The organism is Bradyrhizobium sp. (assembly GCF_030646015.1).
In the GTDB taxonomy this organism is placed as follows: domain Bacteria; phylum Pseudomonadota; class Alphaproteobacteria; order Rhizobiales; family Xanthobacteraceae; genus Bradyrhizobium.
The window spans coordinates 25,618-45,504 of sequence record NZ_JAUSLT010000128.1; the positions used below are offsets into that span (position 1 = coordinate 25,618).

Genomic DNA, 19,887 nt, shown 5'->3' on the forward strand with positions numbered 1-19,887 from the left:
GGCGGTTCTTCTCACCTCTCCCTTTGGGAGAGGTCGAATTGCGCAGCAATTCGGGTGAGGGGTTACGACTTTCCGATAGACCGTACCCCCTCACCCCAACCCTCTCCCCATGGGAGAGGGGGCGCACCGCCGTCGCAGTGGCACTGAACTTCACCTCGAAGTTTCAGTTTCCGACAGCCGCATGAGCCTTTTTGCCGGTCGCCGCGACCACATCCCTGACTAATTCGAACACGCCGTCTGCCTCCGGCGGCCCGTTCGGCGAGCGGCCGAGCCGGACGATCACCAGCCGTTCGCTGGGAATGATGATCACATACTGCCCGAGTGTTCCCTTGGCGAAAAAGGCATCGCGCGGCCAGCCGCGCTCGGTGCGGTAGTTGGCGCCAAAGCTGTCGCCCTGGTTGGTCCAGAAGCCGGCACCGATGCCGACCCAGGCGTTCGGCGTCGGTGAGGCCGAATATTTCACCCAGCCTTCGGGCAGGATTCGCTTTGCACCGGCGACGCCGTCATTAAGGTAGAGCATGCCAAACCGCGCCCAGTCGCGCGCGGGCATCAGTATCTGGCTCGATCCTTCCGGCGTGCCCGCGGCGTCGAATTCGAGTGTCACATGGCGCATGCCGAGCGGGTCGAACAATTCCTGCCGCGCCAGCCGCAGCACGTCGGATGCACGACCTCCCGCCGCGTTGCGGATCAGGTGCGAGAGGATGACGGTGTTGCCGTCATTGTAATTCCAGGCGGTGCCGGGTGGCGTCTCGAGCGCGACACTCTCGGCATATGCCGCCATGTCGGGCTCCATGAACTTCATTCGATTGACCGGCTCCAGCACCGATGCGAGCGAAGCCGACAGCGAACTGCCGAGCGCCAGGCCCGCGGTATGCCGCAGCAGATGATCGACCGTGATCGCTTGCCTGGGATCGCCTGCGCCTTGCCACGCGGCGACCGGCGCCGGCTGATCGAGCGTCAGTCTGCCCTTGCGCACGAGAATGCCCGTCAGCGCCGACATCACCGATTTGGTCGCGGAGAAACCGAGGACTGGAGTCTCAACGCCATAGCCCTCCGCATAGCGTTCGGCGACGACGCGGCCATCCCTCGCCACCACAATCGCCTTGGTACGGCGGAATGGCGGCTGCTCCGGCTCGGCGAAGGCGCGGTCGAGGGCTGCGGCGAGCTGCGGGCTCTGCGGCGCGACCACGGAAGGTCCGGCAATCTCCGGCAGGAGCGGCTGCGACGGCTTGGCTTCCGTCGCGGGCAGCAGGATATCCGCGACCGCGCCGCCATGATCGAGATGGCAGCCAAGACCTTCGCGATAGACGGCGTGGCTGCGGCCGAGGCCAAGCAGCGTCACCGTGACATCCCTGCGCGCCCGGTCGATTTTGTAATCCAGCGCCCAGCCGATCAGGCCGGTACCGGGCATCGCGGCCGTCGTCTCGGCGAATATCCTGGCGGGATCGGCACCGGTAACGAAGGTCTCCGAACAGAGCACATTGGCGACGAAACCAGTCGCGACCTTGGGAATGTCGCGGGCCCACACGGCCGTCAGCGCCAGAGCGCTGAGGGCGGTGGTCGCGGCGAGGGTGAGGATAAGACGTCGGTTGGTCACTTCTGCCTCCGGCATGACGCATGAGCGCGTGCCGGCCATCAGCCCTAACCAGGCGGCGGTGGCTCGCCGGAATTGAAATCGCGCTGGCCGAAACTGGAAGAGCCTCGCCGATTCCGAAAAACCGGAGGAATTACAACAGCCTGCCGATCAGGCGTTGATCTCGTTGAGCCTGCGATATTCGGTCGGTGTGACGCCGGTGGTGGCCTTGAAGGCCCGGTTGAACGGCCCGAGCGACTGAAAACCGGCATCCATCGCAATGGTGATCACGGGCACCTCGGCCTGCGACGGGTCCGCCAATGCGGCTTTCGCCTCCTCGATCCGGTGGTTGTTGAGAAAGACATTGAAATTGCGGTAGCCGAGCTGCTGATTGATCAGCCGCCGCAATCTGTATTCGGGCACGGCGAGCCTGGTCGCCAGCGTCCCGATGGTGATGCCGTCATGGCGATAGATGCGCTCGTCGGCCATCAGCCGCGTCAGCGCATCGAGCAGCTTCCGATCGGTGGCGCCCGACTCGCTGGCAGGCGCGGCCACGGCGCCTGGCGTCGCGGCCGCAGGCAATAACGTCTCGCCCCTGATGCGCATCAGCGAACAGGCAAGGGCAATCACGACGGCCGCGAGAATCGCATTGTGCGCGGTGGCGATAGCGCCGGGCGCGCCGTTGCCGGACACCAGGAGCTGCAATCCCGCATTGACGGCGGCATAGATCGCGGTCGCGACCACGACGAACACCCGCAGGCGCCGCCGGTCCTCGACCAGATCGGCCGACCAGGACGCAATGGTCTGGCCGACCGCGAGCCCGACGAAAGCCAGCGAAATCACGGTCATGGCGATGGCGGGAATTTGCGGGTCCAACAGGTGCGCGGGCGCCAGCACGAGACAATTGAGGAGACTTAAGCTCGCAACGGCGGCCCATGGCACCGCATGCCAGCGCCGCAACTGAAACGAATCGTCGAACAGTGCCCGGGCGAACAGCCAGAATATGACGGCATTGGCGGTGGAAACCGCGATCAGGACCGCGTGCCACGGTGTCACCGGCACGGCGAAGCCGATCGTTGCCGTCAGGGCATGGGCCGCGGAGCCCAGCGCAAAAGCCGCGGCCAGCCGGCCGGCGGCAACGGCCCCGAAATCGCGCAACAGCAGCGCCGCCAGCAATACCAGCAGCGTTGTCGTCCCCGCCACCAGCGCTAGATCGATTGGCGACTGCATGAGATCACGATTTCCCTGATGGCGATGACAGGGTCGAACCTAACGCCGGCCATCGCCGGTTTCAATTCGCAGCATCTGGCGCAGCCTGTTCATCGCGGGTCTTGCCATTTGTCGCGCGACGTCACCCAGACATCCGCGACATGGCCGAACAGTTCGATCTCGCGGTCCTTTTCGGCTCCGAGCCGCCGCGCCACGCCTTGCGACGCGGTGTTCTCGCGGTCGATACAATGGATCACCCGCTCGATCTCGAACGTGGCAAAGGCCCAATCGATCGACGCGCGCGCCGCCTCGACGGCGTAACCCTTGCCCTGGGCTTGCCTGGCAATGCCCCAGCCGATTTCAAACTCCGGCCAGGCCGGCGGAAACCACGGCCCGACCCGGCCGATGAATTTTCCGCTTTCCTTTTCCTCGACCGCGAACATGCCGGCGCCGTGCAGCGACCAGTGTCCGGCCATGACGACGCTGTGTCGCCAGCCGGTCATCGCGTCGATCACGGGATTGCCGTCGACGGTGATGAACCGCGCGGTGGGAGGATCGGCCAGCATCGCTGTGTATGGCGCGATATCGGCGCTGCGCCATTGCCGCAGTCTCAGACGCGCGGTCTCGACGACGGGACCGTTCGGTTGCGCAAGTGTAACGCCGGGCTTGAGGGGAGCAATCATACCGCTTCCATTTTCATGGAACAGTATCCGCTACCTGATGTCAGTCAGCAAGCGCGGCGCGGATCATCTGGGCAAGATCCGACTTGCGATAGGGCTTTGCGAGCAGCAGCACCCCGGCGTCGAGATGGCCGTGGTGAATGATGGCCTCGTTCGAATAGCCCGACGTGAACAATACCTTCAGCGAGGCCCTTTGTTGAAGGGCTGCGTCCGCCAACTGGCGACCGTTCATCGATCCCGGCATGATCATGTCGGTGAACAGCAGATCGACTTTCTCCGGGCCATCGATAACGGCCATGGCTTCCCTGGCGTTGACCGCCGCCAGCGTGGCGTAGCCCAGGCTTTGAATTTGGCCGATCACGAAGGTTCGCACCAGACTGTCGTCCTCAACGACCAATATGGTCTCATGGCCGCCTTCGATGTTCGGTTCGCTCACCAACTCGGCCGACGGAGCGACGCCTGTCGCTTGAGGCAGGTAGATTCTCACCGTCGTGCCGTGGCCTTCCTCGCTGTAGATCTTGATGTGTCCATTGGACTGCTTGACGAATCCATAGACCATGCTGAGGCCGAGGCCGGACCCCTTATCGACGTCCTTGGTGGTGAAGAAGGGCTCGAACACATTGTTGAGAATCGCGGCGGGAATGCCGTGTCCGGAATCGGTCACGGCGACCAGCACGTAATTGCCGGCCGTGACATCGCTGACCTTGCTGGCGTATTCCTCGTCGAGGACGACGTTGCAGGTCTCGATGGTGAGTTTGCCGCCGTCCGGCATCGCGTCGCGGGCGTTGAGCGCGAGATTGAGAACCGCATTGGTAAGCTGGCTGGGATCGATCAGCGCGCGCGACGTATCCCCGGCGAGCATCATGTGGATCTCGATCTGCTCGCCGAGCGTCGGCCGCAGCAGATTGGCTGCCTGGGTCACCAGCGCATTGACGTCGACCTCACGCGGCTGCAGCGGCTGCTTGCGGGCGACTGCGAGCAGGCGCTGGGTCAGATCGGCGCCGCGCGCCGCGGCGTCGTCGATCATTTTCGCGATCGCCAGAAGCTCGGGGCGATCCGCGACGGCTTCGGCGAGGATTTCGATGGTTCCGGTAATGACGGTGAGAATATTGTTGAGGTCGTGCGCGACGCCACCGGTCAATTGACCGACCGCTTCCATCTTCTGGGCCTGCATGAGCTGCAGATCGGAGACATTCTTCTCGTAGAGCAGCCGGTCCTTTTCCTCGACCAGGGCCTTCATCTGATCAACGGTAACCTGCAGGGCTGCCCCCCGCGCAGCGGTCAAGACCGCCTCGGCCAGCACGTTGGCGAACCCCGTCAGAAAATTGATGTCGTACTGGTCGTAATCGTACTGCTTGTCATTGTCGACCTCGAGGATGCCGTACGGCTGATCGTCGATGCCCTTGATGATGACGTCGATGATCGAGACGATGCCGTGCGCGGCGTAAAATGGCGGCAGCTTGAAGCCAGCGACCTCCTGCACGTCGTCGATGATCGACGGCAGGCCGGTGGTGAAGGCGCGTCCTTGCGGCGAGCTCATGTCGGCGCGCGACACCACGTTGCCGACCACGCCATCCTGCCAGCCATAGCCGGCGACGATGAGCAGATCGTTCTCTTCGGCACGGTAGCGGCAGATCTTGCAGAAGGGAGCGCCGAGGCCTTCGGCACAGACCCGGACCGCTTCGGCGAGGATCTTGCCCAGATCCCGCTCGCGAAGCGCGAAGCTGCCAAACCTGGCGATCGACGCCTGCTGGAGCAGCAGTTTCTGGACTTGTGCGGCGGCGTCGGTCATGCGGGCGATTCGACTGCGTTGTCGCGGATGGCCAGAATCAGCATGGTCCGGCCGGAAATCGACTTATATCGGTAGATTCACGGGATTCGATCGGTCGCAGCGTCGCAGAACGCTTATCTGCCATGCAGCCCACGAGAATGTGAGCAATTTTGACCATGGAGGACGTGTGGTCCGCCGGGCTGTGCCACGCAATAGCGTTGGATTTGCGTCGGTCCGTTGACGTCGAATTTTGCCCCGATTCCAACGTCCTGCATCACCCCCCTGGGCAGGCGGCGCGAGGGGATGACGGCTTGTCACTGCGGCGCCGGCGCAAGATAATGGCCCAAACCTCTGGAGACTTCATGAGCTGGCTTCCCTCCAACGATCCCGTTCTCGGCGACCCCCTCTCCTGCGACGCGCTCGAGCTGGTCATCGTGCCGCGCACCCGGGACCTCGGCGATGGATTCGAGGTGCGTCGCGCGCTGCCGCATGGCAAGCGGCAGATGGTCGGCCCCTTCATCTTTTTCGACCATTTCGGGCCGGTGCAGTTCATGTCCGGCAAGGGCATGGACGTTCGCCCGCATCCGCATATCGGGCTCGCCACCGTCACCTATCTGTTCGACGGCAGCATCATGCACCGCGACAGCGAGGGCAATACAAGGGAAATCCAGCCCGGCGCCATGAACCTGATGACCGCCGGACGCGGCATCGCGCATTCCGAGCGGACGCCTGATGTCCAGCGGGCGAGCGGCCAGAAGATGCTCGGCCTGCAGAGCTGGATCGCATTGCCGGCCGCATCGGAAGAAATCGCCCCGTCGTTTCAGCATTACGCCGCCGCCGACCTGCCGACGGTTCAGGATGGCGGCTTCACCGCCCGGGTGATCGCGGGCAGCGCGTTCGGGGCGACGTCGCCGGTGGCGATGGTGTCGCCGTGGTTCTACACCGAGGTCACGGCGCAGGCCGGCATCCGCGTGCCGCTCGATCCCGACCATGAGGAACGTGCGATCTACGTGGTCGACGGCGAAATCGAAATCGCTGATGACCGCTACGAGGGGCCACGGCTGCTGATCTTCCGGCCCGGCGACCGCATCACCGTCAGGACGATAACGCCGGTGCGGATGATGTTCCTCGGCGGCGACGCGCTGGAAGGACCGCGTCATCTCTGGTGGAATTTCGTCTCTTCCAGCAAGGAGCGGATCGAGCAGGCCAAGCAGGACTGGAAAACCGGCCGTTTTGCCCACGTTCCCAACGAGCATGAGTTCATTCCGCTGCCGGAGTGAGGTATCTCTCTTCGTGCGCCTCTCGCGCTCAAGCGCGATCGTTCCCCTTTGAAAGTACCCCGATGACCACCATGCTCGCCAGCGACCTGCCCCTTCCCCGGATCGGCCGCGGCAAGGTTCGCGATATCTACGCCGTAGGCTCCGACCGCGTGCTGCTGCTGACCACCGACCGCATCAGCGCGTTCGACGTGGTGATGGCCGAGACCATCCCGATGAAGGGCGCGGTGCTCACGCAAATCAGCGCGTGGTGGTTCGGGCTGCTCGAGGGCGTGGTGCATCACCACATGATCAGCGCCGACGCCGATGAGATTATCGGCGAGGTGCCGGCGCTACAGGGCCACCGCGCCTCGCTCGCCGGCCGCGCGATGCTGTGCAAACGCACCACGGTATTCCCGATCGAATGCGTGGTCCGCGGCTACATCTCCGGCTCGGCCTGGAAGGAATATGCCGCAGAGGGCACGCTGGCCGGCGAGAAGCTCCCCTCCGGCCTGCTGGAGAGCGCCAAACTGGAGCCCCCGATCTTCAGTCCGGCCACCAAGGCCGAAACCGGCCACGACGAGAACATCACGATCGCGCGCATGCGCGAGGTCCTGGGCGACGAAGTCGCGTATGAACTGGAGAGCATGAGCCGCGCCGTCTATACGCTCGGCGAAAAGATCGCCCGCGAGCAGGGCATCATCATCGCCGACACCAAGTTCGAATTCGGCCGCGACAAGGACGGCCGCATCATTCTGATCGACGAGGTGATGACCCCCGACAGTTCGCGGTTCTGGGCGGCGGATGCCTATCACCCCGGTCAGCCGCAGCCGAGCTTCGACAAACAGCCGCTGCGCGATTATCTCGATGTCGAGCGCCGCGCCGGGCGCTGGAACGGCGACGCCCCGCCCCCGCCGCTGCCGGCCAGCGTGGTGGACGCCACCAGCAAGCGCTATCTCGAAGCCTATCGCCGCGTGACCGGGAGCGAACTCGTCGTTTAGGCTCGTCATTGGGAGTTTGTTGCCGGCCTGGGAGCCGATGCTGATGAATGAAACGAACACCAGTGTCGTCGCCCGTATACTCGACCGGGCGACCCGGTATTCCAGAGGCGTTTGAGATAGAACCGAGAGGCCGCAGCGTACTGGGTCGCCCGGTCGGAGCCGGGCGATGACAGTGTTGATTGTAGCGGTCACCTTGCCAAACTCCAGTTTTGTTCAGGGGAGCAAGCCATGACCGACACCGAGACAGTTCTGGTGGAACGCGATGGACCGGTGACCATCGTCTCCATCAATCGCCCGCATTGCCGCAATGCCGTCGATGGCGCCACCGCGCGAAAGCTGTTCGATGCCTTCCTCGCGTTCGACGCTGACGCCGAGGCATCGGTCGCGGTGTTCACCGGCACCGGCGGTCATTTCTGCGCCGGCGCCGACCTCAAGGCGGTGGCATCGGGCGATCCCAACAAGAAGCGGGAGATCGGCGGCCACGATTCGATCGCCCCGATGGGCCCGAGCCGGCTGCGGCTGACAAAGCCCGTGATCGCGGCGGTGGAAGGTTTCGCGGTGGCCGGCGGCATGGAGCTGGCGCTGTGGGCCGACATGCGCGTGGTCGCCGAGGACGCCACCTTCGGCATCTTCTGCCGCCGTTTCGGCGTGCCGCTGATCGATCTCGGCACCATCCGGCTGCCGCGGCTGATCGGGCATTCGCAGGCGATCGATCTCATTCTGACCGGACGCCCGGTCGGCGGAGCCGAGGCGCTGCGCATGGGCCTTGCCAATCGCCTGGTGCCCAAAGGCGAAACCCGCGCACAGGCGATTGCGCTGGCGAGGGAGATCGCGGCCTTTCCGCAAACCTGCCTGCGCGCCGACCGGCTGTCGGCGCTGCAGCAGTGGGACCTCGAAGAGGAAGCCGCCATCGCCAACGAAATGCGCGGCGGTCTTGCGGTCATCGCCTCGGGCGAAACACTGTCCGGCGCGGCGCGCTTTGCCTCCGGCGTCGGACGGCACGGTGCATTTGGAGGCAAACCGGACTGACTGGCCATCGGCCAAGCGCTCGCCGGAACGGCTGCTGATCGATTGCTCGCACGACTTCCATCGCGGCTTCGATCTGTCATAAAAATGTTGTTGTCCCCCCGCGCCGCGGTCGTCTACCACTGATGGTCGGTGGCAGGGACACATCCGCGCGTGGTCAATCTTTCTTCAAGTTTCGGTCCGAGGGCACGGGCCGCGTTCAATGATGTTCTCGGCGGCAGCGCCGCCAGCGTTTTGACCGTTACGTTCGGGCTGTCCTACGCGCTGCTGATCTTCTCAGGACCGCTGTCGCCGTATCTGTCCTACGGCGTTGCAGCCATCTTCATTTCATCGACGATTCTCGCTGTCGTCCTGGCACTCGGAAGTTCGTTGCGCTTCGCGGTCGGTGGCGTGGATACGTCGACCGCGGCGATAAACGGAATACTGGCTTCATCGCTGGTCGAACGGATGATCGCGGTCGACCCGTCGACCCCCCTGCTCGCCCCGGTTCTCATCACGCTGGCAGTTTCGGCCATCGCCACCGGCATCGTGCTGTGCGGCTTCGGCGTGACGCGGATGGGCCGTGCGATCCGTTACGTGCCTTACCCGGTGGTCGGCGGTTTCCTCGGCGCCACCGGCTGCCTGATCGTTCTGGGTGCCGTCGAAGTCATCACCGGCCAGCGCCTTCAATTCGCGACGCTCGATGGGTTCATCAACATGCTGGTGCTGTCCGAACTGGGCGCTGCCTGTGCCATGGCAGTGATCCTTTATCTGACCTGGCACCGCTCGCGCAGTCCGTTTGGATTGCCGTTGATTTTGATTGGCGGGATAATCGCCGCCCATGCGGTGTTCTGGATCGCCGGGATCTCGCTGGCAGAGGCGCAGGCATGGGGCTGGACCTTTCAGGCGCCCCCGCAGGTGACCTTCATGCTGCCGTGGAGTTCCACGGAGATTGGCCATTATCCATGGTATGCCTTGCCGGATCTGCTGGGCAATTTGATCGCCGTCGTCTTCGTCACCGCGACCAGCGCATTGTTCAACACCACCGGCATCGAAGTCGCGGTGCATCGCGAGGCCGATCTGGAACGGGAGCTGAACGTCACCGGCATCGCCAACATCCTGTCGGGCGCGGCCGGCGGCTTTGCCGGCTGCATTTCATTCAGCCGAACCCTGCTCAATTTCAACGGCGGCGGCACCGGCCGCCTCTCCGGCCTGATCGTTGCCGCGGTCTCCGTGCTGATGCTGGGGGCGGCCCCGATGCTGCTCGGCTACATGCCGAAATTCGTCCTCGGCGGCCTCCTGATCTATCTGGGCGCGGATCAGCTGCACAAATGGATCGTGCAGTCGCGGCGACGGCTATCGAAGACCGAGTATGTGTCGTTGCTGGCGATCATCGTCATCATCCTGCAATGGGGTTTCGTCCCCGGCGTTCTGATCGGCATCGTGATCGGTTGCGCGACTTTCGCACTGAGCGCATCGCGCATCGCTTCGATCAAGTTCAGTTTCGACGGCTCCGAGTACCGCAGTTCGCTGGACCGCTCGCGCGACGATCAGGCCTTGCTTGCCGCGCATGGCCGGAAAATCCAAGGCCTGAACCTGCAGAGCTATTTGTTCTTCGGTTCGGCCAACCGGCTGTACCAGCATGTCAAGGCGCTGCTGGCGCGTCATCCGGAATGCCGGTTTCTGGTGTTCGACTTCAAGCTCGTCACCGGCATCGATTCGTCGGCCGCGTACAGTTTTGCGCAGATCAAGCGCGCCGCGCTCGATCTCGGCATCAGGCCGGTGCTGGTGCACCTTTCGCCGGCGGCGCAAAAAGCGCTGCGGTCCAGCGGATTCATTTCGGACGAGGTCAGCATCGTGCCGGAACTGGATCACGCGCTGGAGTGGTGCGAGAACGAGATCATTGCGCAGCATCAGGACCTCGCGAAGGAAGAAGCCTCCTTGCGCGACTGGTTCACCCAGATTCTGGGCACCGAGCAGGACGCGGCTTCATTGATTCACCGCTGCCAGCGTATCGAGGTCGACGCCGGCGAAACCATCGTTCGCGCCGGCGATGCCGCCGACTCCATGCATTTCATCCTGGATGGGCGCGTCGGGATCATGGTCCCGGCGGATCAAGGCCGCACCACAAGGGTGCGAAGCCTCGGCCGTTACACCACCATCGGAGAAATGGGCCTCGTCTCGCGCGCGCCACGCAACGCCACGATCCAGGCCGAAGTCGCCAGCATTCTCTACGTGCTGGAGGCCCAGCAATTCGAGGCCATCAAGGCCGACGATCCCGCGCTCGGCCAGAAGCTCCTGACCTATTTCGTCTCGGTCATGGCCGAGCGACTGACCTTCGCCAATCGAATGATCGCGGTGTTGCGGCGCTGAGCGCGCTGCGGATAGAGCCCGTAGCCCGGATGGAGCACTTGCGAAATCCGGGGCCCGTCTCACATCCGCCCCGGATTACGCAAACGGGCGGCGCTTTGCGCCGACCGTCAGCGCCATCCGGGCTACGAGTGCTCTGCTCCGCGGCGCCTAAATCCCCGCCATCATCACGTATTTGATCTCGACATATTCTTCCATGCCGTGATGCGAACCTTCGCGGCCGAGGCCTGATTCCTTGACGCCGCCGAAGGGGGCGACCTCGGTGGTGATCAGGCCGGTGTTGACGCCGACCATGCCGGACTCCAGGGCTTCGGCGACCCGCCAGACCCGGCCGAGATCGCGCGAATAGAAATACGACGCCAGACCGAACGGCGAGGCGTTGCACATCGCGATGACGTCGGCCTCGTCCTTGAAGCGGAACACCGGCGCCAGCGGCCCGAAGGTTTCTTCATGCGCCACCAGCGCGTCGGGCGCGACATTGGACAGCACCGTCGGTTCGAAGAAACTGCCGCCGAGCGCGTGGCGCTTGCCGCCGGTGACGATCTTCGCACCGCCCTTGACCGCATCGGCAATGTGCTTCTCAACCTTGTCGATCGCGTCCATGTTGATCAGCGGGCCCTGCGTCACACCCGCCTCGGTGCCGTCGCCGATCTTCATGGCAGCTACTTTCTTCGACAGCTTTTCGACGAACTGGTCGTAGATCCCTTCCTGCGCATAGAGGCGGTTGGCGCAGACGCAGGTCTGGCCCATGTTGCGGTATTTCGAGACCATGGCGCCATCCACCGCGGCGTCGATATCGGCATCGTCGAACACCACGAACGGCGCGTTGCCGCCGAGCTCGAGCCCGAGCTTCTTCACGCCGACCGCCGCCTGCTGATACAGGATCTTTCCGACCTCGGTCGAACCCGTAAAGCCGACGAAGCGCACCGCGGGATGTTCGCACAGCACCTTGCCGATCGCGGAGGAATTGCCGGTGAGGATGTTGAACACGCCCTTGGGCACGCCGGCCTTCTCCGCCAGCGCCACCAGCGCCAGCGCCGTGAGCGGGGTCTCATTGGCGGGCTTCAGCACCACGGTACAGCCGGCGGCCAGCGCCGGCGAGACTTTCCGGGTGATCATCGAGCAGGGAAAATTCCACGGCGTGATCGCGCCGCAAACGCCGATCGGCTGCTTGATCGCCAGCAGCCGCGCATCAGCCCGCTGCGTCGGAATGGTTTCGCCATAGACGCGCCGCGCCTCCTCGGCGAAGAACTCGACATAGGCGCCGCCGATGTCGACTTCGCCCAGCGCTTCCGCGAGCGGCTTGCCCTGCTCGGAGGTGAGGATCAGCGCGAGGTCCTCGCGGTTGGCGATGATCAGGTCGAACCATTTGCGCAGGATATTGGAGCGCTGCTTGGCGGTGAATTTGGCCCAGGCCGGAAACGCGCGCTCGGCGGCTTCGACGGCCAGCGTGGCTTCCGCGGTGCTCAGCTTCGGCACCTTTGCCAATTCGACGCCGTTGACCGGATTGGTCACGGGATTGGCCGGGGTGCCGGTCCAGGCGCCATCGATGTAGCACTGCTCGCGCAGAAGCGAAGGGTCCTTCAGGCGGTCGCGCAACGATGGCGTGGAGGATGTGGAACGGGCTGCGGCGGCGGTCGGGGTCATGGCGTTGCTCCTTGGGATGCTTTTGGCCTTGGAGCCGAATATAGGCGCAAACGGACCGGGATGCATCAACGGCCATCGCAACGATTCAGGCCGCGCCGCTCATATAGGTTTCGCGGCGGCCGATCATGCGCTCCGCGGCGGCCTTGGCGGCGGCCTTGGAGGAGGTTGCGCAGGTGCGGTATTCGAGATCCGGCAGTTTGTCCGGATCACGGCGCCCGAACCATGATTTTGAACCGACGGTCAGCAGCGCCAGTGCCTGTGCGACATTGTCGACCGCGCCGAACGAGTGCAGCGCGCCGGTACCGGCCACGCGGACTTCATAGATGCCCGGGGTGATCGGCGCCTCGATATTCTCGCCGCGCCCGGCCCGGGGATACCGCTTCCATTCGCTCCAGGTCGAGATCATCTTCGCCCCCTCGTATCTAGGAAAAGTCGCACCCAATTGCATCAAAATGGGCGGCTGACAGCATCAAATTCCGCTGCATTTCAAACACTTTGTCGTCAAAAAGTTCCGCGGCGCAGTGTCTTTTCAACATATCGCGGATATCAGGGGCGGTCATCGGAATTGCAACCCGTCCACCGTAAAATCTGACCTTGTGTTGCCGTTCGGCCCCTCCCGCATGCTTATGGGCCACCGCCGATGGCTTGTCACACCCGCCATCATCACGAGCGCGCGATCCCCGTCCCGGTGCGCGGCGCACGCTTGCGGGAAACGGGCGGCGGGAGGATGATCGGCGACTTCAAAAAAATACATCGGGAGGTGACCCATGCAGAGCCAGGCTCAGATCGATCAGGTACTGCGGCAGAAATGCGACGCCGGCGAAATTCCCGGCGTGGTCGCGATGGCGGCCAACGGCAACGAGGTGATCTACCAGGGCGCGTTCGGCAAACGCGACCTGGCCAAGGACGACGCCAAGGATAACGCCATGACCACCGACAGCGTGTTCTGGATCGCGTCGATGACCAAGGCGATCACCACGGCGGCAGGCATGCAGCTGGTCGAACAGGGCAAGCTCTCGCTCGACGACCCCATCGGCAAGATCCTGCCCGATCTCGCCTCGCCGCAGGTGCTGGAAGGCTTTGACGCCAGCGGCGAACCAAAACTGCGGCCGGCGAAGAGGCCGATCACGCTGCGCCAGCTCATGACCCACACCGCCGGCTTCGTCTACAATATGTGGAACGGCGACATGGCGACCTATCTGGAGAAGGCCGGCATTCCCGCCATCACCACCTGCCAGAACGCCGCGCTGAAGACGCCGCTCGCGAGCGACCCGGGCACGCGCTGGGAATACGGCACCAACATCGACTTTGTCGGCAAGGCGGTGGAAGCCGTCAGCGGCAAGAAGCTCGATGCCTATCTGCGCGACCACCTGCTGGCGCCGCTCGGCATGAGCGACACCGCGTTCAAGATCGGCGACGCCCAGCGCAAGCGGCTGGTCGGCATGCACGCCCGCGGCGAGGACGGCAAGCTGGCCGCGATCCCGTTCGAACTGGAGCAGAATCCGGAATTCCACATGGGCGGCGGCGGCCTGTACGGCACGGCCGGCGACTACATCAAATTCACCCAGATGATTCTCAACAAGGGTAAGGGCAACGGCAACCAGGTGCTGAAGCCCGAGACCGTCGCGCTGATGAGCCAGAATCACATCGGCGACCTCAACGTCGGCAAGATGATTTCGGTGGCGCCTGCCTACACCAACGATGTCGACCTCTATCCCGGCATGGACAAGAAATGGGGGCTCAGCTTCCTGATCAATACCGGCAAGACGCCGGAAGGCCGCAGCCCCGGCAGCCTGGCCTGGGCCGGCCTTGCCAACACCTATTTCTGGATCGATCCGGCGCGTAACGTCGCCGGCGTGATCCTGATGCAGGTGCTGCCGTTCGCCGACCAAAAGTGCCTGGAAGCTTTTGCGGGCCTCGAGCGCGGCGTCTATGCCGGGCTGGATGCGGCGCAGCGCGCGGCGTAGGCGAGCCGTCATTGCGAAGCGAAGCAATCCATTCTTGCTTTTTGGCGCGATGGATTGCTTCGTCGCTACGCTCCTCGCAATGACGTTGATGGACATGAGCGCCCTTCGGCGCATGGAGAGACCGACTTGACTGAAACAGCCGATAGCTACGTGTGCGGCGTCGCCGATGCGCCGTTGCTGGGCGATACCATCGGGCGCACGCTGGATCAGGCGGCGCGGCGCTGGGCCGGGCGCGAGGCGCTGGTGTCGCCGAGCCATGACGTCCGATGGACGTGGAAGGAACTGGCCGAGCGGGTCGATGCGCTGGCGGCGGGCTTTCTTGCGCTGGGAATGGAACGCGGCGCCCGCATCGGGGTGTGGTCGCTGAACCGGCCGGAATGGACGCTGACGCAGTTTGCCGCCGCCAAGGCCGGCCTCGTGCTCGTCACCATTAATCCGGCCTATCGCCTCAGCGAACTCGAATTCGCAGTGGCAAAAGTCGGCTGCGCCGCGCTGGTGACGGCGACCGCGTTCAAGACCTCCGACTACATGGGAATGCTGAATACGCTGCTGCCGGAACTGGCGACGGCAACACCGGGCGAGCTGCAGGCGGCGCGGCTGCCGCAATTGCGCGCGGTGATCCAGATCGGTGGCCCGGCCGCATCAGGCACCATACCGTTCGACGCCGTCGCCGGCATGGGTGGCGCGCGCCACCGCGACGAACTCGCAAGCCTCGCCAGGACCCTGCAGTTCGACGATGCCGTCAACATCCAGTTCACCAGCGGCACCACGGGATCGCCCAAAGGCGTCACGCTGACGCACCACAATATCCTCAACAACGGCTATTTCGTCGGCCGCGCCATGCGCCTCACCGAGGCCGACCGCATCTGCATTCCGGTGCCGCTCTATCACTGCTTTGGCATGGTGATGGGCAATCTGGCCTCCGTCACCTCGGGCGCCGCCATGGTCTATCCCGGCGAGGGTTTTGATCCCTTGGCGACGCTGCAGACCGTCGAGCGGGAGAAATGCACCGCGCTGTACGGCGTGCCCACCATGTTCATTGCTGAGCTCGACCATCCCGACTTTGCAAAGTTCGACCTCAAATCGCTGCGCACCGGCATCATGGCCGGCGCGCCCTGCCCGATCGAGGTGATGCGGCGCGTCAACGAGCAGATGAACATGCGCGACGTCACCATCGCCTACGGCATGACCGAGACCAGCCCGGTCAGTTTCCAGAGCGCCACCGACGATCCGCTGGAGCGCAGGGTCTCCACCGTCGGGCGCATTCATCCGCATGTCGAGGTCAAGGTGGTCGATCGCGAGGGCCGCATCGTACCGCGCGGTGAGCGCGGCGAACTCTGCACCCGCGGCTACAGCGTCATGCTGGGCTATTGGGACGAGCCCGAGAAGACTGCCGAGGTGCTGGACGCGAGCGGCTGGATGCACACCGGCGATATCGCCATCATCGATGCCGAGGGCTATTGCAACATCGTCGGCCGCATCAAGGACATGGTGATCCGCGGCGGCGACAACCTCTATCCGCGCGAGATCGAGGAATATCTCTACCGCCACCCCAAAATCCAGGACGTGCAGATCTTCGGCGTCGCCGACGCCCGCTACGGCGAGGAACTGTGCGCCTGGATCAGGGTGCGCCCCGGCGAGGCGCTGACAGCGGACGAGGTCCGCGCCTTCTGCCAGGGCCAGATCGCCCACAACAAGATCCCGCGCTACGTCGAATTCGTCGAGGAGTTTCCGATGACGGTGACCGGCAAGGTGCAGAAGTTTTTGATGCGCGAGACGGTGGAGGCGAAGCTGGGGCTGAAGGCGGCGAAGACGGCGTGAGTCCGTCATTGCTTCGTCGCAAGCGCTCCTCGCAATGACGTGGATATGCGTGATCATCGGGATCATCGCCGCGCGGCCCGGCAGCATCCGGATCCGCGTCTCGCGCGAAATATCGTTCGGCCCGAACACGAAGCCGGCGAGCCGCACCTCGCGCGCGGCGGCGGCGAGCTGTTCGGCATGCAGCACCGCGCGCGACGTCTCGATCATGGCCCAGACCCGGATCGACATATCGGCGTTGATATCGCTGAGGCGATCCGCGATGGTGTTGAGATCCTCGACGCTGGAAATCTTCGGCACCAGAATGCCGTCCGGCCGCGCCTTGCCGGCCATCGCGACGTCATCGATCCACCACGGCGAATCCAGCGCATTGACGCGGATCAGCACCTCGCGCTTGCCGAACCCTCTGGCGGCGACCGCCGCGGCGATCTGGTCGCGCGCCACCGCCTTGGCGTCGGGCGCAACCGAATCCTCGAGATCGAGGATGAGGCCGTCGGCGTGGAGATTGCGGGCCTTTTCCAGCGCCCGCGCATTTGATCCCGGCATGAACAGCAGGCTGCGGCGCGGACGGATCATGGCGGGTTCCCTTGGCGTTCTTGAGCCCCCCGCGATAACATTTCAGCAGGGCCACCGAAAGGCTTGTTCCGGCCTGCGCCATATGGTTAGCAACTCGCATGTCATTCCCGAAAAATCTGCTCGAGGGCTACCGGAACTTCACCTCGCAACGGCTGCCGACCGAACAGACGCGCTACCGCGAACTGTCCGAGCGCGGCCAGTCGCCCGCGGTGATGGTGATCGGCTGCTGCGATTCCCGGGTATCGCCCGAAGTGATCTTCGATGCCGGTCCCGGCGAATTGTTCGTGGTGCGCAACGTCGCCAATCTGGTGCCGGTCTATCAGCCCGACGGCGGCGCCCACGGCGTCTCGGCGGCGCTGGAATACGCGGTCAACGTGCTGCGCATCCAGCACGTCGTCGTGCTCGGCCATGCCCAATGCGGCGGCATCCGGGCCTTCATCGACGACATCGAGCCCCTCTCACCCGGCGATTTCATCGGCCGGTGGATGGCGATGTTCGTCAAGCCGGGCGAAGTGGTCGAGCAACGGGACCAGGAATCGAGGCAGGACTTCACCATCCGGATCGAAAAGGCCGCGATCCATCGCAGCCTGGAGAACCTGATGACGTTTCCGTTCGTGCGGACGCTGGTGGAACGCGGCGGGCTGCACCTGCACGGCGCCTATTTCGGCGTCGCCGAGGGCTCGCTGTTCCTGCTCGATCAGGAAGCGAAGGAATTTCGCAGCGTGGGGAATCAAGCGGCGGAGTGAGGCGCTGGCATCGTCATTGCGAGCGTCAGCGACGAAATCCATCTATCCGCTCGCTGAGGCATGGATTGCGTCGTGGCTAACGCCTCCTCGCAATGACGGTTGAAACGTCGCATTCACATTTCAAACATCTCGCGGATACACGTCCGCATTCCCGCGGCGCCATGCGCCCCACCCAGTGACCGTCATCCCCCGCGCAGGCGGGGGATCCAGTAAGCCGCGGCTTTTCGGCTCCATCGCTGGCGTCTCTGGAATACTGGATCGCCCGCCTGCGCGGGCGATGACAGCGGAGGGCATTGCAAGACATGCGTCTGGCTCCCGCGGCGCGAAGCGCCCGAGGCTTGCTTCAGTTTCGCCCTCTGCAAAGAAGAGAGGGCGCGGGGAAAGCCGGGCGCCGATCGCACCCGCGGTCGTGCACAAGAAGCGCACGAGTAGACCACAGGGCAACCGGATCATCCGGCTTTCCCCGCGCAACGGTTTACGGCTTATACGTGATCACCCTGGTGACCGGGCTTTCTTGCCACCATCGCCCTGCGGATTGATGATGCCTGCGAAGCCCGGTTGGGCTCGAAACATCTCCACGGGACTTGACGCCAGCGTCGGGGCGTCAGGCCAACACGACTTCGCCGTCCACGCCCGCCTCGCCAAAGCTCTCGCCGGACCTCGTCCCTATCCGGCGAGTTTCGTCGAAGGCGGTTTTTCAGCGCCGTTCGTCCGCGCGCCGGACGATCGCTCACGGGGAAAACCGCCCTGCAATCCCTTGCGCGCCCGACGCTGTCGCGTCCATCGCATCCCGCCGCGCGTTCGTGACGTGCGCACGCCCCTCGTTCGGGCGGGACGGGCGAATCACTAAAGGTGATTTGCCCGACATGTTAAGCGGAATATTTTTGATTTCCGGGCTTGACTTTTGTTTCTGATAAACCGAAGTGATTTGCCCGTCGGGTCGTTCCGTCACCTGGCAGGACGGGAAAGGCGCGCTCTCGCGCCGTGCCCATCGTCTTTCCATGCCGCGGCAATTGCTGGTGGGCACGGCGCAAATGCGCCTTTGCCCACCCTGCGGACTACGCGGCCTTCTTCTTCGCGCTGATCAGCTTGCGGTTGATCAGGCATTCGGCGATCTGGACCGCGTTCAGCGCCGCGCCCTTGCGCAGATTGTCCGACACGCACCACAGCACGAGGCCGTTCTCCACCGTGGGATCGGTGCGGATGCGGCTGATATAGGTGGCGTCCTCGCCGGCGGCTTCATAGGGCGTGACGTAGCCGCCCGGTTCGTGCTTGTCGATCACGAGGCAGCCCGGCGCGTTGCGCAGGATGTCGCGCGCCTCGTCGGCCGAGATCGGGTTTTCGAATTCGATGGTGACGGCTTCGGAATGGCCGACGAACACCGGCACCCGAACGCAGGTAGCGGTCAGCTTGATTTTGGGATCAAGAATCTTCTTGGTCTCCATCATCATCTTCCACTCTTCCTTGGTGTAGCCGTCCTCCATGAACACGTCGATCTCGGGGATCACGTTGAAGGCGATACGCTTGGGGAATTTCTTGTTGATCAGTTCGCTGTTGGTGTAGACCGCCTTGGTCTGCGAAAACAATTCGTCCATGGCGTCCTTGCCGGCGCCCGACACCGATTGATAGGTCGAGACCACGACGCGCTTGATGACGGCGCGATCGTGCAGCGGCTTCAGCGCGACCACGAGCTGCGCGGTCGAGCAGTTCGGGTTGGCGATGATGTTCTTCTTGGTGAAGCCCGCCACCGCATCCGCGTTGACCTCGGGCACGATCAGCGGCACGTCCGGATCCATCCGCCACGCCGAGGAATTGTCGATCACGACGGCACCGGCGGCGCCGATCTTCGGCGACCATTCCTTCGACACCGCACCACCCGCCGACATCAGGCAGATATCGACGTCAGAGAAATCGAAATGCTCCAGCGCCTTGCACTTCAGGGTGCGGTCGCCATAGGACACTTCGACGCCCATGCTGCGGCGTGAGGCCAGCGCCACCACCTCGTCAGCCGGGAATTTGCGTTCGTCCAGAATGTTGAGCATTTCCCGCCCGACATTGCCGGTCGCTCCGACCAGCGCGACTTTGTAACCCATCGTTCACTCTCCGACGAAAAATGCTCACCCTCCGCCCGAGGCGGAAAGGGAAGAGGCAGCGCTTCTATGCGAGAAACGCCCTCAATACAACGTTACACCGTTTGTCCGGGCGTTTGATGCAATCGTTTTTGGCTTCCCCTGCCAACTCATATTACTCGACCAGGATACATCCGGC

At 64.0% G+C, this 19,887-nt stretch carries 14 protein-coding genes and 1 pseudogene; 7 read left to right on the forward strand and 8 right to left on the reverse strand.

The window, feature by feature from the left end; all coding sequences use genetic code 11:
- Positions 1-163 precede the first annotated feature (163 nt).
- The 4 genes from Q7T45_RS19750 to Q7T45_RS19765 form a co-directional block, all read right to left on the reverse strand.
- Positions 164-1,597, reverse strand: a complete 1,434-nt coding sequence (locus Q7T45_RS19750) for a serine hydrolase (RefSeq protein ID WP_304872867.1) — start codon at positions 1,595-1,597, stop codon at positions 164-166.
- Between the two features lie 147 nt (positions 1,598-1,744).
- Entirely contained in the window at positions 1,745-2,803 is a 1,059-nt protein-coding gene (locus Q7T45_RS19755) for a helix-turn-helix domain-containing protein (RefSeq protein WP_304872868.1), read from the reverse strand.
- An 89-nt stretch (positions 2,804-2,892) separates the two neighbouring features.
- Complete coding sequence (locus Q7T45_RS19760) at positions 2,893-3,465, reverse strand: GNAT family N-acetyltransferase (RefSeq protein WP_304872869.1); 573 nt, start codon at positions 3,463-3,465, stop codon at positions 2,893-2,895.
- A gap of 40 nt (positions 3,466-3,505) precedes the next feature.
- Positions 3,506-5,254 carry an ATP-binding protein gene (locus Q7T45_RS19765; protein ID WP_304872870.1) on the reverse strand — a complete coding sequence of 583 codons (1,749 nt, stop codon included), beginning with the start codon at positions 5,252-5,254 and terminating at the stop codon, positions 3,506-3,508.
- A gap of 341 nt (positions 5,255-5,595) precedes the next feature.
- On the opposite strand from Q7T45_RS19765, the gene Q7T45_RS19770 reads away from it, so the two are divergent.
- The 4 genes from Q7T45_RS19770 to Q7T45_RS19785 all read left to right on the forward strand — a co-directional run bounded on the left by Q7T45_RS19770 (position 5,596) and on the right by Q7T45_RS19785 (position 10,868).
- On the forward strand, positions 5,596-6,513 hold the full coding sequence (locus tag Q7T45_RS19770; protein ID WP_304872871.1) for a pirin family protein: 918 nt from the start codon (positions 5,596-5,598) through the stop codon (positions 6,511-6,513).
- 62 nt (positions 6,514-6,575) lie between these two features.
- A complete protein-coding gene (locus Q7T45_RS19775; protein ID WP_304872872.1) occupies positions 6,576-7,490 on the forward strand; it encodes a phosphoribosylaminoimidazolesuccinocarboxamide synthase in 915 nt (304 codons plus the stop codon).
- 228 nt (positions 7,491-7,718) lie between these two features.
- Positions 7,719-8,519: a crotonase/enoyl-CoA hydratase family protein gene (locus tag Q7T45_RS19780; protein ID WP_304872873.1), complete on the forward strand. Its 801-nt coding sequence runs from the start codon at positions 7,719-7,721 to the stop codon at positions 8,517-8,519.
- A 150-nt stretch (positions 8,520-8,669) separates the two neighbouring features.
- Positions 8,670-10,868 (forward strand): SLC26A/SulP transporter family protein, encoded by a 2,199-nt coding sequence (locus tag Q7T45_RS19785; RefSeq protein ID WP_304872874.1) that lies wholly within the window; start codon positions 8,670-8,672, stop codon positions 10,866-10,868.
- Between the two features lie 147 nt (positions 10,869-11,015).
- Here the strand turns inward: Q7T45_RS19785 and Q7T45_RS19790 are convergent, their stop codons facing one another.
- Both Q7T45_RS19790 and Q7T45_RS19795 read right to left on the reverse strand, forming a co-directional pair.
- Positions 11,016-12,512 (reverse strand): NAD-dependent succinate-semialdehyde dehydrogenase, encoded by a 1,497-nt coding sequence (locus tag Q7T45_RS19790; protein ID WP_304872875.1) that lies wholly within the window; start codon positions 12,510-12,512, stop codon positions 11,016-11,018.
- Between the two features lie 85 nt (positions 12,513-12,597).
- Positions 12,598-12,918: a hypothetical protein gene (locus Q7T45_RS19795; RefSeq protein WP_304872876.1), complete on the reverse strand. Its 321-nt coding sequence runs from the start codon at positions 12,916-12,918 to the stop codon at positions 12,598-12,600.
- Positions 12,919-13,279: 361 nt separating this feature from the next.
- Between Q7T45_RS19795 and Q7T45_RS19800 the strand changes: the two genes are divergently transcribed.
- Positions 13,280-14,479 carry a serine hydrolase gene (locus tag Q7T45_RS19800; RefSeq protein ID WP_304872877.1) on the forward strand — a complete coding sequence of 400 codons (1,200 nt, stop codon included), beginning with the start codon at positions 13,280-13,282 and terminating at the stop codon, positions 14,477-14,479.
- Between the two features lie 126 nt (positions 14,480-14,605).
- Positions 14,606-16,300, forward strand: coding sequence for an AMP-binding protein (locus Q7T45_RS19805; RefSeq protein ID WP_304872878.1), 1,695 nt, complete (start codon positions 14,606-14,608; stop codon positions 16,298-16,300).
- A gap of 24 nt (positions 16,301-16,324) precedes the next feature.
- Here Q7T45_RS19805 and Q7T45_RS19810 read toward each other — a convergent pair.
- Positions 16,325-16,873 (reverse strand): annotated as a pseudogene (locus Q7T45_RS19810) (CoA ester lyase); the annotation flags it as partial.
- 98 nt (positions 16,874-16,971) lie between these two features.
- Between Q7T45_RS19810 and Q7T45_RS19815 the strand changes: the two are divergent.
- A complete protein-coding gene (locus Q7T45_RS19815; protein ID WP_304872879.1) occupies positions 16,972-17,619 on the forward strand; it encodes a carbonic anhydrase in 648 nt (215 codons plus the stop codon).
- A gap of 1,058 nt (positions 17,620-18,677) precedes the next feature.
- Here the strand turns inward: Q7T45_RS19815 and Q7T45_RS19820 are convergent.
- Entirely contained in the window at positions 18,678-19,712 is a 1,035-nt protein-coding gene (locus Q7T45_RS19820) for an aspartate-semialdehyde dehydrogenase (RefSeq protein WP_304872881.1), read from the reverse strand.
- Positions 19,713-19,887 lie beyond the last annotated feature (175 nt).